This window comes from Chloracidobacterium sp. D, from assembly GCF_018304685.1.
In the GTDB taxonomy this organism is placed as follows: domain Bacteria; phylum Acidobacteriota; class Blastocatellia; order Chloracidobacteriales; family Chloracidobacteriaceae; genus Chloracidobacterium; species Chloracidobacterium thermophilum.
Map to the genome: position 1 here is coordinate 1,769,006 of NZ_CP072634.1, position 19,688 is coordinate 1,788,693.

15 protein-coding genes are annotated in these 19,688 nt (G+C 63.4%); 5 read left to right on the top strand and 10 right to left on the bottom strand.

The features are described from left to right. Positions 1-10: 10 nt before the first annotated feature. Together J8C01_RS07425 and J8C01_RS07430 are read right to left on the bottom strand one after the other, a co-directional pair. Complete coding sequence (locus tag J8C01_RS07425; protein ID WP_211431491.1) at positions 11-1,291, bottom strand: MFS transporter; 1,281 nt, start codon at positions 1,289-1,291, stop codon at positions 11-13. Positions 1,292-1,406: 115 nt separating this feature from the next. Continuing rightward, positions 1,407-2,510: an ABC transporter permease gene (locus J8C01_RS07430; protein WP_211431492.1), complete on the bottom strand. Its 1,104-nt coding sequence runs from the start codon at positions 2,508-2,510 to the stop codon at positions 1,407-1,409. Positions 2,511-2,727: 217 nt separating this feature from the next. Here J8C01_RS07430 and J8C01_RS07435 point away from each other — a divergent pair, with 217 nt between their 5' ends. Continuing rightward, entirely contained in the window at positions 2,728-3,876 is a 1,149-nt protein-coding gene (locus J8C01_RS07435; protein ID WP_014099995.1) for a PIN/TRAM domain-containing protein, read from the top strand. Here the strand turns inward: J8C01_RS07435 and ubiG are convergent. From ubiG to J8C01_RS07470, 7 genes are all read right to left on the bottom strand, one after another. Then, positions 3,857-4,600, bottom strand: a complete 744-nt coding sequence (gene ubiG / locus J8C01_RS07440) for a bifunctional 2-polyprenyl-6-hydroxyphenol methylase/3-demethylubiquinol 3-O-methyltransferase UbiG (RefSeq protein WP_249355409.1) — start codon at positions 4,598-4,600, stop codon at positions 3,857-3,859. The genes J8C01_RS07435 and ubiG overlap by 20 nt on opposite strands. After that, positions 4,585-5,064 carry a hypothetical protein gene (locus tag J8C01_RS07445; protein WP_211430681.1) on the bottom strand — a complete coding sequence of 160 codons (480 nt, stop codon included), beginning with the start codon at positions 5,062-5,064 and terminating at the stop codon, positions 4,585-4,587. Before J8C01_RS07445 ends, ubiG begins: the two co-directional genes overlap by 16 nt. Before the next feature lie 4 nt (positions 5,065-5,068). Beyond that, a complete protein-coding gene (locus J8C01_RS07450) occupies positions 5,069-6,247 on the bottom strand; it encodes a 3-oxoacyl-[acyl-carrier-protein] synthase III C-terminal domain-containing protein (protein WP_211431493.1) in 1,179 nt (392 codons plus the stop codon). Positions 6,248-6,373: 126 nt separating this feature from the next. After that, positions 6,374-6,682 (bottom strand): hypothetical protein, encoded by a 309-nt coding sequence (locus tag J8C01_RS07455; protein WP_211431494.1) that lies wholly within the window; start codon positions 6,680-6,682, stop codon positions 6,374-6,376. A gap of 92 nt (positions 6,683-6,774) precedes the next feature. Next, a complete protein-coding gene (locus tag J8C01_RS07460; RefSeq protein ID WP_211431495.1) occupies positions 6,775-7,863 on the bottom strand; it encodes a serine hydrolase domain-containing protein in 1,089 nt (362 codons plus the stop codon). Continuing rightward, positions 7,863-8,924 carry an endolytic transglycosylase MltG gene (mltG, locus tag J8C01_RS07465; RefSeq protein WP_211431496.1) on the bottom strand — a complete coding sequence of 354 codons (1,062 nt, stop codon included), beginning with the start codon at positions 8,922-8,924 and terminating at the stop codon, positions 7,863-7,865. Before mltG ends, J8C01_RS07460 begins: the two co-directional genes overlap by 1 nt. A 241-nt stretch (positions 8,925-9,165) precedes the next feature. Then, complete coding sequence (locus J8C01_RS07470) at positions 9,166-14,307, bottom strand: S8 family serine peptidase (protein ID WP_211431497.1); 5,142 nt, start codon at positions 14,305-14,307, stop codon at positions 9,166-9,168. Between the two features lie 352 nt (positions 14,308-14,659). Between J8C01_RS07470 and fmt the strand changes: the two genes are divergently transcribed. Genes fmt through J8C01_RS07490 form a run of 4 tightly spaced genes read left to right on the top strand, consistent with a single transcriptional unit; the run spans position 14,660 to position 17,983 of the window. Further along, a complete protein-coding gene (gene fmt, locus J8C01_RS07475) occupies positions 14,660-15,634 on the top strand; it encodes a methionyl-tRNA formyltransferase (RefSeq protein ID WP_211431498.1) in 975 nt (324 codons plus the stop codon). Positions 15,635-15,654: 20 nt separating this feature from the next. Continuing rightward, positions 15,655-16,440 carry a DUF309 domain-containing protein gene (locus J8C01_RS07480; RefSeq protein ID WP_211431499.1) on the top strand — a complete coding sequence of 262 codons (786 nt, stop codon included), beginning with the start codon at positions 15,655-15,657 and terminating at the stop codon, positions 16,438-16,440. Positions 16,441-16,449: 9 nt separating this feature from the next. Further along, on the top strand, positions 16,450-16,800 hold the full coding sequence (locus J8C01_RS07485) for a DMT family protein (RefSeq protein WP_211421615.1): 351 nt from the start codon (positions 16,450-16,452) through the stop codon (positions 16,798-16,800). A 19-nt stretch (positions 16,801-16,819) separates the two neighbouring features. Further along, positions 16,820-17,983 carry a hypothetical protein gene (locus J8C01_RS07490; RefSeq protein WP_211431500.1) on the top strand — a complete coding sequence of 388 codons (1,164 nt, stop codon included), beginning with the start codon at positions 16,820-16,822 and terminating at the stop codon, positions 17,981-17,983. A gap of 140 nt (positions 17,984-18,123) precedes the next feature. Here J8C01_RS07490 and J8C01_RS07495 read toward each other — a convergent pair whose 3' ends face one another. Continuing rightward, positions 18,124-19,320 carry a COG1361 family protein gene (locus J8C01_RS07495; protein WP_211431501.1) on the bottom strand — a complete coding sequence of 399 codons (1,197 nt, stop codon included), beginning with the start codon at positions 19,318-19,320 and terminating at the stop codon, positions 18,124-18,126. Positions 19,321-19,688 lie beyond the last annotated feature (368 nt).

Sequence of the window (19,688 nt, forward strand, 5' to 3'; positions counted from 1 at the left end):
ATGGACGCCTTCACACCGCATCCGGTTCCCCAAGCGACTTGTCCGGCGTCGGCGCGGCTGAAAGCGTCGTCAGGGGCGAGAGGCCCATCAGCACCAGCCAACCGGCGGCCACCAGAAACGCGGTTGCGCCGGTCGCCAGAACCGTCACGGTTGGCGTCCAGCCCCACACATCGAGCGCCCGTCCCATCAGCCACAGGAAACCCGCCATGGCAAACGTCAGCGCGCCAAACTCGAAGGCAAACACACGCCCGCGCAGTTCGTCCGGGACAAGCCGCTGCAGCAGCGTCGTGCTGACCACCCAGAGCAGACTGCCACAGATGGTGATGAGGACCGTTGCCACGACAACCATCCACAAATGGATAGACCCGGCCCAGAACCCAAAGAACACGCCCCGCAGCACAAAGAGCCAGAAAATGCTCCACGCAATGTTGAGGCGCTGGCGCAGAAACCAGCCGGCGGTCAGCGCGCCGACCAGCGCCCCAAGGCCGTGCGCGCCGTTGAGAATCCCCACGGACAACGCCCCATCGCGGCCCACCGGAAACACCGTCTGCCCATACACCACGGCCAGCAACCACACCCCGCTTCCCGCAATGGAGATTCCGGTTTTGACGAGCGCCACGGCCAGCGTCACCGGATGCGCCAGCAGGTACTTGATAGCCACCCAGAAACCCGTATCGGGCGGCGCATCCAGGGACACCGGCTTCGGCGGCGCATCCCGCAAACCGAGCAGGATGACAAACGAAACCAGGAAGGAAGCGGCATCCACGATGAAGGCCGCCGTCAGACCAAACGCATTGACCACGACACCGCCCAGAAAACCACCCAACCCAAGCGTCAACGACCAGGTCAGACTCGTCAACTGGTTGGCCGTGATGAGTTCCTCCGGCTGCGCCACCGACGGGATCAGCGCCTGCCGCGCCGGCTCGAAAAAGGCTGCCAGGGAAAACTGAAGCGCCGACAGGACGTACACCAGCCAGAGCCGTTCGGGGCGGTCAACAAGCAGAAAACCAAGAACAATGACGGCGCGCAGCAGGTCGGCGGCCATCATGACATACCGCCGGTTGAACCGGTCGGCCACCATGCCAGCCACCGGACTCCAGAGCGGGAACGGAAGCAGCTCAATGGCGATGATGAGCGCCGCCATTTCCGCACCGCCGCCATACTGCCGCGCAAGCTGCATGAGCGCCGCATAGTTGAGCCAGTCACCCAGTTCACTGACAAGCTGCGCTGCCCAAACCCGCCGGAAGCGCGGATTCTGCCGCAAAAGCCCGATGTAGCCGATGGTCGTCATGCCCGGGATGCTTCCTAAGCCCTTTGTGCGCCGGATGCAAGCTGACCTGCCCGCGCACAACAACCGGATTGCCCCAGGACGATTGCCTGCCAGTGCTATGGCTCCGCCAGCCCGGTCATTCGTAGCGCAGGGCTTCCACCGGATCGAGCCGCATGGCACGCCAGGCCGGATACAGGGCGCCGGCCGCGCCACTCAGCACCGCGACAGCCGCCACGATGACGAACCACACCGGCTCGAACTCGATGGTGCGAAACGCCGTGAAGCTCACAATCCACCAGCGGCCCAGATAGGCCAGTCCAATGCCCAGCAACACCCCGGCGCTGCTCAGAAGCAGGGCTTCCTGCTCAATGGCCAGCAGAATGAAGGCGTCCGTCGCGCCCAGGGACTTGAGAATGCCGATCTCACGGGTGCGCTCGACCACCGAGGTGTACATCGTCAGCGACACAATGAGCAGGCTGATCATCAGCGCCAGCCCGACGACAACCCGGAGAAAGGTATCCAGCGCCGGGAGTCCACGGGCATACAAACCCGGCAGGTCGCGGACAAAAATGATCTGATCGGTTGGAAAGGTCTCCCGCAGGCGTTCAGCGACGGCTTCCTGCTGGCTGGCTTCCACACACTGGACAAACACCAGCGAACAGCGTCCCGGCGCGGCAAGCATCGTCTGGAGGGTTTCCAGCGGCGCTTTGAGGCGGGCCCCGCTTGGCGGGTCATAGATGCCCACGACCGTAAACACATGTCTGGAGAGCGTCACCTGCGCCCCGAGCTGGAAGTCACGGCTGCGCGCCTGCTCCCGGTCAATCACCAACTCATCAGGTCCCTGCGGCGCACGTCCGGCCACAATCTGAATGCCGCTCATGGCCGCGTAGTCCGCCCATGGCACGCCTTCGAGCAGCCGGAACCCGATGCCGCTGTCCGACGGCAACGCATACTGAATGACCGGCACAGCAGCCCGTACGCCGGGGATGGCCGCAATACGCGGCAGCCGCTCCAGCGGATAGGCTGGCTGATTTGACACCACACCCCCGCCAAACGAACCGGACGGCCGCAGCATAATGTGCGCCCCAACCCGTGCTTCGCGCTCGGCGCGTTCGGCAATGACGCCATGCGCCAGCCCGGTCGTCAGCAGCACCAGCACCGCGCCGACGGCGACGCCGAAAGCCGTGGCCAGTGAGCGCGCCGGACGATGACAAAGATTGGCCCACGCAAGTGATGGCATGTGTTGCAAACGTTTCTCCTTCGTTGGCGTGCCGTTCCGGCCCGCTTACAACCGTGGTCACGGGCAACGGCGCGTGGCTGAAAAGCCAGTCCTTTGCCGCCAGACTGCCTTGCAGGAGGATACCGAATCGGTCACATTCCAGACATCGCAAACCATGTGAGCTGGTTTCACTGCCCCGCACCGGCCACATTTTCAGCCTTTGTATCCGAATAGCTCCATGAACCGCGACCGATTCCTGACACAGCTTGCCATCGTCCTGCTTTCCCTGGGAACGGCCCTGTGGATGAAACCACTTGGCTCCACCCTCTGGTCAGCCGTTCTTGGAGCCGGGCTGGGCAGCGCGGTTGTCGCCCTTGAACACTACCTGCGGTCACGTCCCATCACGACCCTGATTGGCGGCACACTCGGACTGTTTACCGGACTGGCGGCCGCCGTCCTCGTCGGCCTCGTTCTCAGCCTTCAGCCGGGCATCCCGGACGCCCCCAAGACCTACCTGGTTCTGACCGCCCTGCTGGCGCTGGGTTATCTGGGTATGGTTCGCGGCAGCGCCAGTGATCGCTGGTGGGAGCTGTTTGGCACTGCTGCCAAAAGCCCCGGCAGCGCCGACAACCGCCCACTCAATCTCGTCCTCGATACGAGTGTCATCATTGATGGACGCATTGCCGACATCGCCGAAACCGGCTTTCTGAGCGAGCGCCTCATCATTCCGCAGTTCGTCCTGCGCGAGTTGCAGCACGTGGCTGACAGCCCGGAAACCACCAAGCGCAACCGTGGACGGCGGGGACTCGACATCCTGCAACGCCTCCAGAAAAACAAAAAGCTCGACACCATCATCACCGACATGGACTTCCCCAACATTCGGGAAGTTGACCTCAAGCTCATCGAGCTGGCCAAGCAGCTTGGGGCCAAAATCGTCACCAATGATTTCAACCTCAACAAGGTGGCGCAGTTGCGCGGCGTTCTGGTACTCAACATCAATGAACTCGCCAACGCCCTGCGCCCGGTCGTCCTGCCCGGCGAAACCATGCAGGTGTTCATCCTGAAAGAAGGCAAGGAATACAACCAAGGCGTGGCTTACCTTGACGACGGGACGATGGTCGTCGTGGACAATGCGCGCCGGCAGATTGGCCGGGCCGTGGACATCAGCGTGACGAGCGTGCTGCAAACCACAGCCGGCAAGATGATTTTTGGCAAACTCATCGAGGAAACGACGCCACGCCTGGCCTCTGACCGCCCGCCCGGAGACCGCTCCGAGCGCCCCGAACGCCCACGGACGCTCAGCGCTCCCACCTCGACACCGCCGACCGGCACCCCCGTGACGCCAACACCACCGGAGATGCCGGAAGTCAAGCTTTCTCAGCCGTGACCAGATAGCCGGTCAGCAACGAGGACGTGAAGGTAAACTCGAAGTCTTCCGGCACGACGCGCGTCCAGAGCAGTCGCCAGAATGCCCGGTTCAGGCGCGGGCGCAGGCCGCGAAACCGTAGGTGATGCAGTCCGGCCGCCTGGCAATACCGGGCCATCTCCCGTGGCGTGATGAACAGGCGGAGCACGTGCATATTGGGCGGCACATTCGGCACGAACCACTCCACGCCCTTGATGACCACCAGCCAGCTCAGCCAGTTCCGGTTGAAGGTTGAAGCGAAAAACAGCCCGCCCGGCCGCAGCACCCGCGCCGCTTCCCGAATGACCCCGGCCGGGTCTTCCACGTGTTCGAGAAAATCCATGGCGCACACGGCCGAAAACGAAACCTCCGGGTAAGGCAACCGCATGGCATTGCCGACCTCGTAGTGCACGCTGTGTGTCGTGTCGTGGCTTTGCGCGATGCTCAGGCTCTCCGCCGACTGATCCAGACCGGTGACGGCAAAACCGGCCCGGGCCAGTTCGTTCGACAGAAAGCCGCCGCCACAGCCGATGTCCAGCACGGCCGCGCCAGCGCCGCACCGGGCGGCAATTTCCGTGGCAATCCACGGGTTGCGCAGGCGTCCTTCGGCGCGCAGCAGCGCCACGGGATCATCCTGGGCCGTGTACCACCGTTCGCCCAGTTCGTCATAGAGTGCGTTGTTGACCGGCGTCATTCCGGCAGACATGCCTTCCGCCCTTTCCAGAGATTCCAGTACAGCAGTTGGTAACACCCGAAAGCGGTCACGATGACAAACGTTCCAACCAGAACGTCACGCCATGCGCCAGCCCCCTGCGGCATATCCATCCAGATGAGTGCCGCCGCCGCCAGCGTCACCGGATGAAGCAGGAACAGCAGGGCGTGTAACCAGTGCTCGCCGGCAGAGCAGGCCCGGGCGTGAACGAACTCGTCCTTGGTCACAAACAGCATGGAAAACACCGCGCAGCCGGCATACCACGCCAGAGCCGTTGGCGAATAAGGCACCCACAGCACGATGGCGTAGCAGACCAGAACGGTCAGCGTATCAAGCGGATGCCCCAGCCGTTCCCACCGGCCCAGCCCACGTCGCCGGTGAAACCAGAACTCATCCCAGAGCATGGCGCCACCCTGTACGAGAAACGGTGCCATCAACCACCCGTGGGCCATCGTCAACGCATCACCTCCCTGGCTTCCTTGCATCAGCGCCGGCTTCCGTCGGCCGCTGCGGGTCTGAACAGAGACGTTTGACCAGCAGGTTGCCACACAGCGTCAGACCGGGACCGAAGGCCAGACTGACCACCGGCGTCCCATCGGCAACCGTGTCATCGGCCAGCATCTCCGCCCAGACGTAGGGCAGCGTGGCCGACGACATATTCCCGTATGCCCGCAGCACGCGCCGGCTGGCATCCACCTGGGCGTCTTCGAGTTCGAGCGCCGCCTGAACCTGCTCGATGATTTTCGGCCCGCCGGGATGAATGGCAAACCGGGCCCGGCGCGCATCGGCTTCGGTGTAGCCCGCCTTCGCCGCCAGTTGTGCCACAAAACCGGACAGCGCCTGCGCCAGACGCTGCGGCACATCCCGCGCCAGCGTCATGTGAAACCCCCAGTCGGCGCATCGCCAGGTCATGGCTTCGGATGAATCCGGCAGCAGTTCTTCCCGCATCGCCACCAGCTCGAAGTGTGGACGCTCCGGCGCCTGGGTTGCGACCGTGTAGCGCGCGAAACCGTCGGCAAACAAACTCTGGATGACAAGCTGCTCCGGGTCGTGGAGCGCCGGGTTGAGGTGCAGCGTACACAGCTCCGTGTGCACGACATCCGCCCGCCCTGCCGCACCGTCGGCAAGCAGAAACCCGACCGCCTGCCGAATCGCCGGAAAGGCCGCATAGCAGCCCATGTGGTAGGCATGGGTCACAACGGTCGTCAGCCAGCCTTTGGACGCCACGAGACGCTGGGCGGCGCTGGGTGCGACGTAGCCCGTACAGGTGACGTGAATGAGATGCTCCGGCGCAACGGCTTCATCGGCATAGAGACTGGCGAACACTTGGGAGGTGACTTCGGCAAAACAGTCCATCCGTGCCGCCAGCCCCCGTCCTTCGGGATGGTCGGTCAGGTTGAAAATCCGCATCCGCGCCCAGTCCTGGTGGGTGAAATCTTCGAGCGCGTGGAATCGCCGGGCAATGCGCTCCGGGTCGCAACCAAAGCGGTCGAACGCGCGGCGCAGACGGGCGGCTGCCGGCGCCTGTTCGCTCCCGGTCTGGGCAGCGGCATGCGCGTGGGCAAGCCAGTCATGAATGGCGGACTGCGGCGTAACATACGCCGGCAGCAGGCACTGAAACGTGTGCAGAACGATTGGCATCAGGTTATTTCCATCGGCGTTTTGCAGCCGAAGCTCCACCGCGAAAGGCCGGCGGACGGCCACGGCCCGCTGCCGATGAGGGAGTTCCCACCCCGTAAGGACGGAAGTGCATCGGGCGGCGACACATCACGACCGGGTTTCGGACGTGGGCGCTTCGTCGCCGGCAGTTGTGGAGGGAGTTTCATCTTCGGGTTCATCATCCCCGGCAACCCGCTCGCGGACGCGCCTGGCCAGTTCCCGGACGCCCCCCTGCTTGCGTACGATCAGCGCCGCTGCGGCCTTGGCAGCTTCCTGGGCGGCCTTTTCGGCCGTTTCCAGGTCGCCTGCTTCCATAACGACGCGCATCAGCTCATCTGACTGCTCCAGCATCCGGCGCAGGTCGGTCGTGTTTTTCTCAAGGGCAAGTTTTTTGGCATCAACTGGATTGACCGGCATTGTCGTCCCTCTCCGAAATCATCAGCGTTGTGTGTGCCCTGGCGCGCTCAGGCGGGGAAGCACGGCGATGATAGCGCATCCCGCCACAGGATTCAGCCCGATATGCGGGAAGCTGCCGCGTGAAATGCCCGCCGCACATCCTGCAAGCTGGCCCGGTAAGGAAAGGTACGGTTGGTCAGCAGGATATAGACCCGCTCGGTCTGGGGGTCGCACCAGAGACTTGTGCCGGTAAAGCCAAGGTGGCCAAAGGCGGTCGGCGACAACCCGACGCCGGTTGCGTTCGGTGAACCGGCCAACATCCACCCAAACGAGCGGGCTTCGGCTTTCCCCGGCGTCAGGTTGGTCGAAAACCACTGGCAGGTTTCCGGGCGCAGCAGAGGGCTTCCCGGCAGAAACACCCGCGCCAGCTTCCACACCTCCCCGGCCGTTGCAAACAGCCCGGCGTGACCGGCCACACCGCCAAGGAAATACGCATTGCCGTCGTGGACTTCACCCTGAATGCGCTGCGTACGCCAGCCGGTGCATCCCTGCAGCCGCGCCGGCACCAGAGGATGGTTCTCTGCGGCGATGAGCTGTTCCACCATACGGCGTTCGTGGGCGTTGCCATCTTCGGTCGGGGCCGTTCGTTCGCGCCATTCCGGCGGCGGACAGAACCGGGTGGCCGTCAGGCCCAAGGGCTGCGCCACGTGTGTCCCGAACAGAATGGCGAGCGGCTGTCCGGCCAGGTGTTCAAGCAGACGGCCCAGCACGATGTAGCCCAGGTCGCTATACACAACATTTTCGCCAGGTTTGGCAATCGGCGGCGTCTGCGCCATGACCGGCAGGACTTCATCCGGCGTCGCACACATGGCATAGAGCGGCCGCCAGGCCGGGAAACCGCCGGTGTGCGTCACGGCCTGTGCAACCGTGACGTGTCCATAGGGACTATCGCGCAATGCCGGCAGCCACTTGCCCAGGTGGTCGTCAGGCGCGCACCGCCCCTGCTCGATAAAGAGCGCCAGCAGCAGCGCCGTGACGAGAGGTTTTGTCAGTGAAGCCAGGTCATACAGCGTATCGAAGCCGGCCGGGCCGACCACGCCATGCGCCACTATGGTTTCACGGCAGCCGACGAGCCAGACGGCGCTCTGGATTTCCCCGGCATCCAGGGCGGCTTCGAGCTGTTCCCGCAACACATCGCCCATTACTTCTTGTTGATGAGCTGGGTATGCAGCCCCGGACGCTGCGCGCGCTGAAGCCTGCGATACTCAGCCACGGCCACCTGATGCTCGGCTTCGTTGCGCGAGAAGCGATGTCGTCCGCCGGGGCCCAGCACGAAGTACAGATACTCCGTCTGCGCCGGCTGAAGGGCGGCCCGCAGCGATTTTTCACCCGGCGAGGCAATCGGCCCCGGCGGCAGCCCCGGAGAAAGGTAGGTGTTGTAGGGCGACAGCAGGCGGCGGTGCGCCGGGTTGTTGACGTTGTCATCCCACGTGCCGTTGAGCTTGGCGGCGTAGATGAACGTCGGGTCGCATTCCAGACGCATACCCTTGCGCAGCCGGTTGTGGAAGACACTCGCCACCAGCGGGCGTTCGGCATCGTCAGCGGCTTCCTTTTCAATCATGGAAGCCAAAGTCACCACCTGCCGCAGTGTCAGGCGGCGGGCTTCCGCCTGCTGGCGCAGTTCCGGCGTCCATGCCCGGCGGAAACGGGCAACCGCCTCGGCCAGAATTTCAGCGTTCGTTGCCCGCTTCGGAACGATATAGGTATCCGGGAAAATGTACCCTTCAAGGCTGGTGGCCTGTGGGTCAAGGTCGGCAATCAGGCGCACGTCCAGCAGCGCCGGATCGAGCTTTCCGCTGGCGGGACGGTTCGGCAGCAGGTCGTTGACCTCGTAGATGGTCAACCCGGGCCGAAACATGATGCGGCGCGTGGCAACCGCGCCCCGGCGGATTTTTTCCAGTGCGGCCAGCGGAGCAATCGGCGATTCAAACTCGTAGTCTCCGGCCTGCAAACGGCGTCCGGCCGGGTTGAGCATCAGATAGACCAGTGCCGGGTAGCGGTTCGGGATGATGCCGCGCTCGTAGAGCAGTTCCACGACCTCGCGCGCCCGCATCCCCGGCTCGATGGTGATGAGTTCATCGGCGGCCCGGTGACTGAACGGTACGTGCAGACTCCGGTAGGACAGAAATCCCATCCCGACCACAGCCAGAAGGGCTACTGTGACGACCGCAAACCAGGCCAGTCGGCGGCGTAGATGTGCCATGACGTATCCTGCTGGGGCAGATGATCAGACGCCCGCCACCATGCGAAGAATTACAGGTGAAACGGCGCGTTATGGCGCAGCATGACACGAAACACAGCCGGGAACAACCCGCTGTATCAATCCCAGTCTAAGCCTGAAAAAAACCGGAGACCGTTCCGGCAGGAAGCAAAAAAGGCGGTCACGCCCGCATCAGAGCGTGACCGCCAGAAATCAGGTCAGGCTACCCTGACCAGGTTCAAACCTACCGTCGCCGTCCAGACGGCGTTCCGGGCATGGCCGTGCCAGAAGCCAGCGGCTCCACCGTCAGCCGCCCTTTGTCCCGCAGCACCTCAAAGCCAAACGCCGGACCCTCCAGCGACATCGTCGTTGCCATCACCGGCCCCGACGCCCGCCCCTCGTTCAACGCCACCGGGCAGGTCGTCCCGCCAACCCCGAAGACGTTGACATAGAACCGCAGCCGTCGCACGGCCGGCAGGGCAATGCGGAAGGTCAGCGTCCGTGAATCCCCCGGATTGAGCGTCCCAATCGGCGTGTTGCTGCCAATCGGCGCCTGTCCGTTGACCGTGGACTGGTTCGCGCCAGCCTGCCCGCCACTGCTGCACGTCGTCGCATCCGCCGTCAGCAGCCGGTGCGGGTTGGGCGAGGCCACAATCACCCCGGTCGGCGTACTGTCGGGATACCCCAGACCCGCCACCTGCACGAAGACATCCGAGATGGTCTGGGTACTCGTGTTCGTCAGCACAGCCGTCAGCACGAGGTCGCCGGCGTAGTTGGGCAACCCGCAGGTGTTCCCCGCCAGCATCTGCCCGGTGATGTTGAGTGACACGCGGCAGTTCTGCAACACCGCACAGGAAGCCGTGGTGGTGCAGTCAGGCGTGCCGGTCTGGATGGTGATGGACCAGCCGCCGTTGATGTTGCCGGTATCAAGAGTAGCATCATCAACGACAAACAGGCTCCACGTACCGTTCGGATTCGTGCCGTTGAAAACCGATAACGGCGGATTGAGCGGTTGCGTCACCGAACCCGGACCCGGCGACGGGAAGGTGTCTGGATTAGGCGGATGGTTGGTCGGTCGGTAGGTTCCGCTGGTGATCAGCGTCGAGTCAGGGAGCGAAACCGCCGCCGCATCATCGAACGTCAGGTTGACGCTGGAAACTCCAGCAGCACCACCGGCATCCGACATCAGGATGCACTGTTGACCACCCGGACCAACCAGCAGCACATCCACATCATCCGGGAAGGTGTGGGTGAAGCCGTTGAGTGTCACCGTCACCTTCGTCACCACTCCGGTGAGCCCGCTGACGTTGATGGTGGACGGATAGGGTGCTGCTGGTCCTGACGTTCCCGAGGCTGGAATCGTGATCGGCGCCGGGTTGGAGAAGGTAAACGTGCCGCCCGGCGTCAACGGGCAACCCGTCGCCACCGTGTAGCTCGCTGTATTTGGACCGCCGCTCGGTCCAAACGTGATAGACACGTTGATGGTGACGGTCGTCCCCGGCACAAAGGTCGGCAGGAGCTTGAAGGTCACGTTGCCGGTCGCACTGCCACCCGGCGCCAGCGAACCAAGGCTTGCAGTGCCATTGACAATCGTCACCTCCGGTGTCGTTGAGGTGATGGTAACAGTGACTCCCGTTGCCGGCGAGCCGCCCACGTTCGTCACCGTGATGGCCGATTGCAGGGTCTCGCAGGGTTCAAAGAAGCCATCGCCATCGCTGTTGAGCGTCCCCGGCAACTCGGTTGTGGTCTGACCTGTGAAGGTCACATTCGGAGGCGTCACAATGCCGCAGCACTGGAAGCCATCCTGCACGGTGAGCGTGTCAATCCGCCACCCGGGCGCACCGATAATCGAGTCACTCCCCATGCGGAACCGCAGGATGACCGTCCGCGGGCCGCTTCCCGGCAGGTTCACCGTCGTGGTGATGTAGCCGCCGGAGTTGCCCGTCCAGGCCTGCCGTCCAGCAAGCGGGTTGGGAGATGAGTTAAGCGTGCGGTTGTAGCCGCCAATGACGAAGCTTCCGCCGGCCGCCAGAATGTCCTGGAACGGTCCACCGTTGATGCTGATCTCCAGCACCCCGCCGTCCCAGCCAAATTCGAAGTTGAAGTTGTTGCGGAAGGTCAGCCGCGCCTGATTCGTCGTCAGGTTGATGGGTGGCGTATCCAGCCGCTTGTCGCTGACCACAGCCGGGTTGTCCACGAAAGCGCAGTTGGGCGGCGTGTGAGGCGTGCTGGTCGACGTCTCCCACAGAGGCGCCGGCCCCGAAGCATTCGTTGCCGTCCAGCCCGCCGGAAGCGCCGGCGGCGTGACCGTATCGAAGTTCTGTGTCAGAACGTTGTTCGGCGTCCCAATCTGGGTCGAGAACGTTACCGACCCCAGACTTCCATTGCCGTCGCTGAGGTTGAATGTTAAGGTCAGCCCCGTCCCGCACGGCCCGTTGACCGTGAAGGTGAAGTCCTGCGTCGCGCTGGCCCCAACCGGCAGCGTACCGTAGTTCTGTGGGTTCGTGCCGCCAATTGTGCCCACCCCGCCACCGGGCACCAGCGTGGCAATGAGGTTGCCGTTGGTCGAGGCTGTACCGTCATTGCGCAGCGTGATGCTGTAGGTCACGGTCTCGTTCTGATCGGGTACACCATTGTTGGGCACACAGCTTTCCGCCGTCAGGGCGGCACTCGTCACACTGATGATCGGCAAGTTCGCTGCTGGCTCCCCGTTGTGGACCACCAGTGCAAAGTCCTGGTTGTTCCCAAAAACAGTCGGGTCAGCTTGGGCAACAATGTTTGCCGCCCGCACGCGAACGAGGAACGGCGTACCAGCAGGGAAAGGCGGCAGGAAGACACTCTCGACGTTGTTGCGGAAATCAGCCGTTCCGCCCGTCACCGAGTTAGCGCCGCTGAAGACGTTCCCCCGGTACGTATTGCTGCCAATCGTCACTTCCAGATCGAGGTCGTTGAGATAGGCGTTACCTATCGTCGGGCCCGGCGCGTCTGTCCATGCCAGCGTCACCCGGAATGGGGCTGTTCCATTCACCACAGTGCCGGTGAAAACCCGCTCCTGTCCCGTCGCCGTAAACCGGTCCGCCGGTACCTGGTCGCGGATGATCCGCTGCACGCCGTTGAACGCCGTGCCAAGGTTCATCATCCCCATCCCCTGGGAGTTCGACCACAGCGTATCGTTGGCGCCCGTACCCGTCATATACCGCGCCGTGTTCATCAGGTACGCCTTCACCATTGCCGGGCTGGGCGGGGCGCTGCCGGAAGGCGTCCGATGTGCGCCAATGTAGCCCGGGTTGTTGATGAACTGCTGATAGACGAGCGCCGCCCCACCGGCCACGGCCGGGCAGGAATGGCTCGTCCCGGATGAGGTGGTGTACCACCGCTGCGCAGGTGAAAAGGGGAAAAAGTTGTTCGGACTACCGGCCGTGCCACTACCCGGCAGCGCGCACACCCCACTGGCCCGGAAGTTCGGGTCAGCCGCTCCAAGGTTATTCAGCGGTGCCGTCGGATCCGCGCCAGCAGCCACATAGGTCATCCCAGTGACGTGCGTCCCCGGCGCAACGATATCCGGCTTGCGCCGCCCGTCCGCGCATGGCCCGCGGCTTGAGAAACTGGCCATGTCGTTGGCGCTGTCCGCGCCGGTATCCGGGGTGTTGCAGCCATCGTTCCCGGCCGGGTGGTTCCCACCGTTGGCAATCGAGTGGGAATGTACGTTTTCGGCTGCGCCGACAGTGATGACGTTCTTTGCCGTGCCCGGCACGCCGATGCCGGAGGTGCCAGAGTTGCCGGCTGCAAAAACCACAACGAGCTGCTGGTTACCGTTCGAGGGGTTCGCATCCACATCGCGTGTCCGCGCGTCATAAGTCTGTGCGACCGGGCTGTAGGAGCCAAGAGGAGCACCACCGCCCCAGCTATTGCTGCTAATCCGGGTACCACTGTTGTAACCGGCTGCCAGCATGTTGCCGATGTCGGGAAACGTGAAGTCTGGGTCGAAAATGACCGAGTTGGCCAGCCGCACAAACGGCGCCACGCCCAACCCGTAGCGGAAGCCATCTGGATCACGGTGGACGCGCAGGCCACCGGTGTCAAAGCTGTCCGGCACGAACCCACCCACGATGCTCATGTTGAGCTGCCCGTGACCGTCAAAACCCTGCCCGGCATCCGTACCGAGCGTACCCCAGACGCCTTTGTAGATAAACCGCGACGTGCTACCCAGGTCCCCGCCTTCCCACAGGCTGAAGTGCCGTGCCGGCACGGGACCCGCATTGCTGTTGACCGGCACCGTGCCGGGGTCAGCCCCCGTCGGATTCCGGTCGGCGCCGTCATCCGTCACGTCCACGACGAACCCGGACGAGTTGAACTGTGCCTGCGTAAAGCCCCAGCTTGCCAGTAACGCGAGATAGTTGCCCGGATTCGGAGTGTTGCCCGTGATGTTCCCGGCCACGATCATGTTCTGCCGCTCGTCAAGCTTTTTGAACTCGGTCTTCGGATGAATCGAGACCACATCGGGCCGGTTGGCCACATCCGCCAGGTAATCCGGCGACATCTTGATGAACAGGTTGACGTACGGCCCCCATGCCTGGGTCTCGCCGAGCTGCCGCGCTCCAATCTCCCGCAGCAACTCAAACGTCCCCCGATTTCCCTGCTGGTCGGCGAAAAGCTGCACCTGATATTCGCCGTTCGTGTCAATGTACTGCTTGCTGCCCGGAATCGCCGACGGGTGCACCTTGAACAACCCGTAAAACGGGCTGTCCCACTGCACCACTTGCGTTCGCTGCATCATGGCATTGAGTGCCGCAAAGCTCTTGGCGTTGCCGTACACCAGATAAGCGTTGCTGGGAACGGCCGTGACAATCTGCACCCCGGTCGCTTCCAGCATCCGTACCCAGCCCGGCTGGATAGGCCCGGCAAACTGCACCAGCCGCATCCCGACACCATCCACCAGTTCCTGCTGCCCGCGCAGTGACTGCGCTGCCGGCGAGGTCGTGTTGATTTCTACCGCGTTGAGATAGACATAGTTGAAGTCGTTGCGCTGGGTGACGCCCGGCGCATCGGCCAGTTGTGCCGCTTCCCGTTCGGAGACTTCCACAACCCGGAAGCCCTCGTACTCACTGATGACTTTGGCACTGCGCATGGCTTCCGGCATTGGCGCGTCTGACTCAATGCGCAGCTTGACCCGGTCGCCGGCTACCGAAAGCTCCCGGACATTGGACAGGTTGAACTTTCCGGCGGTCAATTGCGCCCGCCCGGCCGCGCGCGTCAGCGGCGCACGGAACGTGACCGCGATGCCGGCCACGAAAACCGTAGCGGCCACGACGAGCGGCAGAAGGCGTCGCCAACCTGAGCGCCGACGCGGGCGTTCGGCTGGCGGAGAAGATGTGATGTCATTCATCTGTGTTTTCCCTCATGAGGCTCTGCAAACTCACGCCACTGGCGGCGTGAGGGAGTGGATACAAACGGCTCTGGCTCACTCCACAAGGGGCGGTCGCCCGATACACTGAGCGTGCCACGAACCGCACACAAAAAGCTGGCCTTCCAAAATGACCCGCGAGGCTGGATAAATTGCCGCGACAAGCCGTTTTCAAATGTGTGTGGCCTTGTTTACGCTTTGCGTGTGCCGCTTGTCAATGCCAAAACCGGCCGGACAGCTCGACCTGGCACGCGATATGCGAAGCACGAACACGACTGCGACGCCGGAAGACAAGCGGGTAAAAACACAGTAGGGGGGGGCAGCATCATCCAGCATGCGCATTGTCTTTATGGGCACGCCTGATCTGGCCGTCCCAACCCTGCGGCGGCTGCACCAGGACGGGCATGACCTTGTGGCCGTGGTTACACAGCCCGACCGCCCGGCCGGGCGCGGCCACCGCCTGCAACCTCCGCCTGTCAAAGTGGCGGCCCAGGAACTGGGCCTGCCGGTCTGGCAGCCAACCAAAATCAAAACGCCGGACTTCCACGCCAACCTCGCGGCGCTCGACGCCGACGTGGGCGTGGTTGTGGCTTATGGGCGGATTCTGCCGCCGCACCTGCTGGAAACCCCACGGCAGGGTTTTCTGAACGTCCACTTCTCGCTGCTTCCGAAGTATCGCGGTGCAGCCCCGGTCAACTGGGCCATTGCCCACGACGAAGCCCTGACCGGCGTCACTGTGATGTATATGGACGCCGGGCTGGACACCGGCGACATTGCCCTTCAGACCGAGTGCTGGATTGGGCGCGAAGAAACGGCCCCGGAACTGGGCGCGCGCCTGGCGCACCTCGGCGCAGAACTGCTCAGTGACGCACTGCGACAACTGGCAGAAGGCCAGCTTCCCCGGCGTCCCCAGGACGCGACGCAGGCAACCTACGCCCCGCTGCTCAAACGTGAAGACGGCTGGATTGACTGGTCCCTTCCGGCCACAGCCATTGCCGCGCGCATCCGGGCGTTCCAGCCTTTTCCCGGCAGTCACACGTACCTTGCCGGCCGCCGTGTCACCTTCTGGCGCGGGCAGTCTGTGCCACTGCCGGCCGGGGAAGCCGCCTCACCCGGTACGCTGCTGGCCGTCACGGATAACGCGCTGCTCATTGCCTGTGGGCAGGGCACGGGCCTGTCCGCACAGGAACTTCAGCTTGAAGGCCGGGCGCGGGTTTCGGCGCGGGACTTCGCCAATGGGTTGCGATTGCAACCGGGGGCATGTTTCATGTCGCCGATGCCGGCCTCGCTGCGCACCGACTCTGAGTAACGCGCCAACCACCCCAAGCAATGTCTTCACCGCTAAGTTGGGATGCCTTTTGCACGCAGTTGCGCCCGACGTTCATCCCCCCTTTTGGCTGCCCGGAGTCGCTGGCCTTTGCCCTGCCCACGTTGGAGCATCTCCACTGGCTCGACCGCCAGGCCATCAAGCTCGCCGCGCGCCTCGACCGCCCAACCCGCCTCGTCCTTGACGACGACCCGCCGGCGCATCTGCGGGCGCGTTTGGAAGCCCAGTGCCTGACGCGCGCCGATGCGGCTCCCTACTTGGGGCAGGTCGTTCCCTATGCGCCCGGCTTCATTCTGCACTGGGTGCGGTGCGTCCTGCCTACGGCCCGGCTCGCGGCGCTGTGGCGGGATTACCAGACAAGCCTCGACCGGGCACACCGGATTCCCACCGGCAGCAGCTACGCCGAGCGTTTCCCTCACCTGCGGCTGGGGCTGATGCTGGGCGCGGACCTGTTCAACTGCGGCGAGTTTTATGCCGCCCACGAAGACTGGGAATCCCTCTGGATGCGCCTGCCGGAAGACGGCGAAAAGCTGGTCATTCAGGGGCTCATCCAGCTCTGCGGCGTCCACATTCACCGCCTCAAAGGACGGGCCGAGCCAATGCAGGTGCTGTTTGACAAAGCGCGCCTCAACCTGGCCGAAGGCGGACAGGACACCCCCTGGCTGGACGTTGCGCAGCTTTTGCGCGAAACGGAAACCATCCTTCAGACCCCGCTCGCAGCTCCCATCCGCGCGCCGGAAATCCCGCTCGTCAACGAACACGCCGATGTCCCGTGCAAGCATCGCTAAATCTGGCCTATGCGGACGGTCATCCTGCTCATTCTCAGCAATCTGTTCATGACGGTGGCCTGGTACGGACACCTGCGCCACCGGGGCGTCACCCTGTGGAAGGTCATTCTCATCAGTTGGGGTATCGCGTTTTTTGAATACTGCCTGCAGGTGCCGGCCAACCGCTGGGGCTATGGGCAGTTCACGGCGTTCCAGCTCAAGATTCTGCAGGAAATCATCACGCTTCTGGTCTTTGTCGCCTTCGCCATCACCTACCTGCACGAGCCGCTGCGGTGGAACTATGCCGTGGCATTTCTCTTCATCCTCGCGGCCGTGTACTTTGCCTTCCTCCCGGCATCATCCACGCCGGCGCACCCATGACGGAAGCCTTGAAAAAGCGATGAAAGCAAGGCGCGAAACACTGGTTGGCGGTTGGCTCCGGGTTTTCCTGCTGGTGGGCCTCGTGTCCGGCTTCCCTGCATCAGCGGCCGGCGCGCTGGCGGTTCAGACGATTCCACGCGAGAGTGTCCGCTGGCACTACGAACGGGCGCTGGTGCTCGATGCCCAGGGGCATACCGGACGGGCCATCGCGGCACTCTACCGCGCGCTCGATGCCGCCGAAGAACAGCGCCACGCGCTTGAAGTCGCCATCAAGGCAAAACTGACGGAAACCGACCGTGTGGCGTTGGAACAACTGGAGCGTACGGCCCGCGACCGCCGTCTGGCCGGTTCATCCCGGCAGCAGCAGACGCAGGTGGAGCTGGCCCGGGCCTTTGACCAACTGGCCGCCCGCCATCTTTCAACCGACGATCTGGGCCTCTGGCAGACGCTTGCCTTACAGGTCACAGAGTGCCGCTATTTTCTGGCCTCGCTCTACTGGCGTAGCGAGCGCACGGCTGATGCCATCATGACACTGGTTCAGGTGATGGACGTGCCGGGGATGCCGGAGCACATCCTGGCGCGCCTGTTGCTTGCGCGGGCCTACGGACAGCTCGGCGCGTGGGAGTATGCCCAGCCCCATCTGGAACGGCTGGCGGCGCTGACCGATTTCCAGGACGCGGCGGCCCGGCGTGCGCTGGAACGCCTCCGCAAAGCCAAAGCCCAGCCAAAGAGCAGCGATCTGTCGTTGGCCCGTGCCGACCTGCACACCGTGGTCACGGCCATTGAGCAGGCTTTCGTGGCCAGCCCGGCCGCCTACCGCGCGTTGACCCTGGGCCGTCACCTGCACGACCCGCTGGCCTATCTGGAGCTGGCGCATCTGTGCGAGGAGGAAGACACCCCGGAGGAACTGCGCGCCACCCTGCAGGAAGGGATTCGCGTGCGGGGCAACTTCTTCCCGGTTGCCTGGCTGGCGCTTGGAGCCGAAGCCGAACAGCAGGCGGCGGAACTCGAAGCGGCCAACCAGGCCGCCGAGGCGCAGCAGGCTTACCGGCGCGCCGCCGAGGCCTTTGCAAAGGCGTTCGAGCAGCTTCAGCAGCTTGATTTTCAGCCGGTCCGCGATTTTGACCCGGAACGACTCACCACCCTGCGCCGGAAACTGGCGCAACATCGGGAACAGCCGTAGCTCTTTCAAGCACAAACAAGTCCTTTCCGCCGGGCACAAAAGGCACGTCAAATCCTGTCCGGCAGACAAAAAAGCGGTCACGCCCGCATCAGAGCGTGACCGCCGGAAATCAGGTCAGGCTACCCTGACCAGGTTCAAACCTACCGTCGCCGTCCAGACGGCGTTCCGGGCATGGCCGTGCCAGAAGCCAGCGGCTCCACCGTCAGCCGCCCTTTGTCCCGCAGCACCTCAAAACCAAACGCCGGCCCCTCCAGCGACATCGTCGTTGCCATCACCGGCCCCGGCGCCTGCCCCTCGTTCAACGCCACCGGGCAGGTCGTCCCGCCAACCCCAAAGACGTTGACAAAGAACCGCAGCCGCCGTATCGCCGGCAGGGCAATGCGGAAGGTCAGCGTCCGCGACTCACCCGGATTGAGCGTCCCAATCGGCGTGTTGCTGCCAATCGGCACCTGCCCGTCGACCGTGGACTGGTCCGCGCCAGCCTGCCCGCCACTGCTGCACGTGGCCCCATCCGCCGTCAGCAGCCGGTGCGGGTTGGGCGTGGCCACAATCACCCCGGTCGGCGTGCCGTCGGGATACCCCAGACCCGCCACCTGCACGAAGACATCCGAAATCGGCTGGGTACTCGTGTTCGTCAGCACAGCCGTCAGCACGAGGTCGCCGGCGTAGTTGGGGAACCCGCAGGTGTTGCCCAAAAGCGTCTGCCCGGTGATGTTGAGTGACACGCGGCAGTTCTGCAACACCGCACTCGCTCCACAGGCTGTGGTGGTGCAGTCAGGCGTGCCACCCGGCGTCAACGGACAACCCGTTGGCACCGTGTAGGTCGGACCGGATAACCTACTGACTGGCCCATTCGCAAAGATATTCTTCGCGCTCTTCCCGGCAGTGGGTAGCGTATAAGAGATGAACAAGTAGACTTCGATGGTCGTCCCCGGTGTAAAGGTCGGCTCAAGCTTGAAGGTGAACTGGATGTTCGCACTTTGACCCGGTGCCAGCGAATCAATAAGTTTTTCCACGTCACCGACAATCGTCACATTTGGTGTCACTGTGCTAAAGAGGACACTGACTGGTGTCTCCGTGTCACCCACATTCATTACTGTGATGTCTGATTGCAGGGTCTCGCAGGGTTCAAAGAAGCCATCGCCGTCACTGTTGGACGGTCCTGATACCTCAGTCGTGGTCTGGCTTACAAAGACCACCTCCGGGAACATCGCAAAGCCGCAGTGACCATTCCCGGCTGCATTGTTCCCACCGTTGGCAGTTGCGTGGGAAGGTACATTGATGCCGGCTACCAGAACCGTGACCACCACAACCAGCGGCAGAAGGCGACGCCACATCGAGCGCCAATGAGATCGCCTATTTGATGGAGAAGACGTGATGTCATTCATCTGTGTTTTCCCTCATAATGCTGTGCAAGATCACGCTGCTGGCAGCGTGATAAGTAGATACAAACGGCCCTGACACACTCCACAGAAGCGGCCGCCCGATACGCTGAGCGTGGCAGGGACCGCACACAAAAAGCTGCTTTTCCAAAAATGACCTGCGTGGCTGAAAAACCTGCCGCAACAGACCGTTTTCAAGCGTATGCTCCTTTGTTTACGCCCGGCCTAAGCCGCTTGTCAACGCTATCAAAGGGAACGCTTTCACCCGGCACAAAGGGCATTCCAAAGCTGTCCGGCAGACAAAAAAGCGGTCACGCCCGCAT

Bases quoted from the DNA above. Each gene is read 5' to 3' on its own strand.
- mltG (WP_211431496.1), bottom strand. From the start codon at position 8,924: ATGGCACATCTACGCCGCCGACTGGCCTGGTTTGCGGTCGTCACAGTA.
- J8C01_RS07450 (WP_211431493.1), bottom strand. From the start codon at position 6,247: ATGCCAATCGTTCTGCACACGTTTCAGTGCCTGCTGCCGGCGTATGTT.
- J8C01_RS07460 (WP_211431495.1), bottom strand. From the start codon at position 7,863: ATGGGCGATGTGTTGCGGGAACAGCTCGAAGCCGCCCTGGATGCCGGG.
- J8C01_RS07485 (WP_211421615.1), top strand. From the start codon at position 16,450: ATGCGGACGGTCATCCTGCTCATTCTCAGCAATCTGTTCATGACGGTG.
- J8C01_RS07425 (WP_211431491.1), bottom strand. From the start codon at position 1,291: ATGACGACCATCGGCTACATCGGGCTTTTGCGGCAGAATCCGCGCTTC.
- J8C01_RS07490 (WP_211431500.1), top strand. From the start codon at position 16,820: ATGAAAGCAAGGCGCGAAACACTGGTTGGCGGTTGGCTCCGGGTTTTC.
- J8C01_RS07495 (WP_211431501.1), bottom strand. From the start codon at position 19,320: ATGTGGCGTCGCCTTCTGCCGCTGGTTGTGGTGGTCACGGTTCTGGTA.
- fmt (WP_211431498.1), top strand. From the start codon at position 14,660: ATGCGCATTGTCTTTATGGGCACGCCTGATCTGGCCGTCCCAACCCTG.
- J8C01_RS07435 (WP_014099995.1), top strand. From the start codon at position 2,728: ATGAACCGCGACCGATTCCTGACACAGCTTGCCATCGTCCTGCTTTCC.
- J8C01_RS07455 (WP_211431494.1), bottom strand. From the start codon at position 6,682: ATGCCGGTCAATCCAGTTGATGCCAAAAAACTTGCCCTTGAGAAAAAC.
- J8C01_RS07470 (WP_211431497.1), bottom strand. From the start codon at position 14,307: ATGAATGACATCACATCTTCTCCGCCAGCCGAACGCCCGCGTCGGCGC.
- J8C01_RS07430 (WP_211431492.1), bottom strand. From the start codon at position 2,510: ATGCCATCACTTGCGTGGGCCAATCTTTGTCATCGTCCGGCGCGCTCA.
- ubiG (WP_249355409.1), bottom strand. From the start codon at position 4,600: ATGTCTGCCGGAATGACGCCGGTCAACAACGCACTCTATGACGAACTG.
- J8C01_RS07480 (WP_211431499.1), top strand. From the start codon at position 15,655: ATGTCTTCACCGCTAAGTTGGGATGCCTTTTGCACGCAGTTGCGCCCG.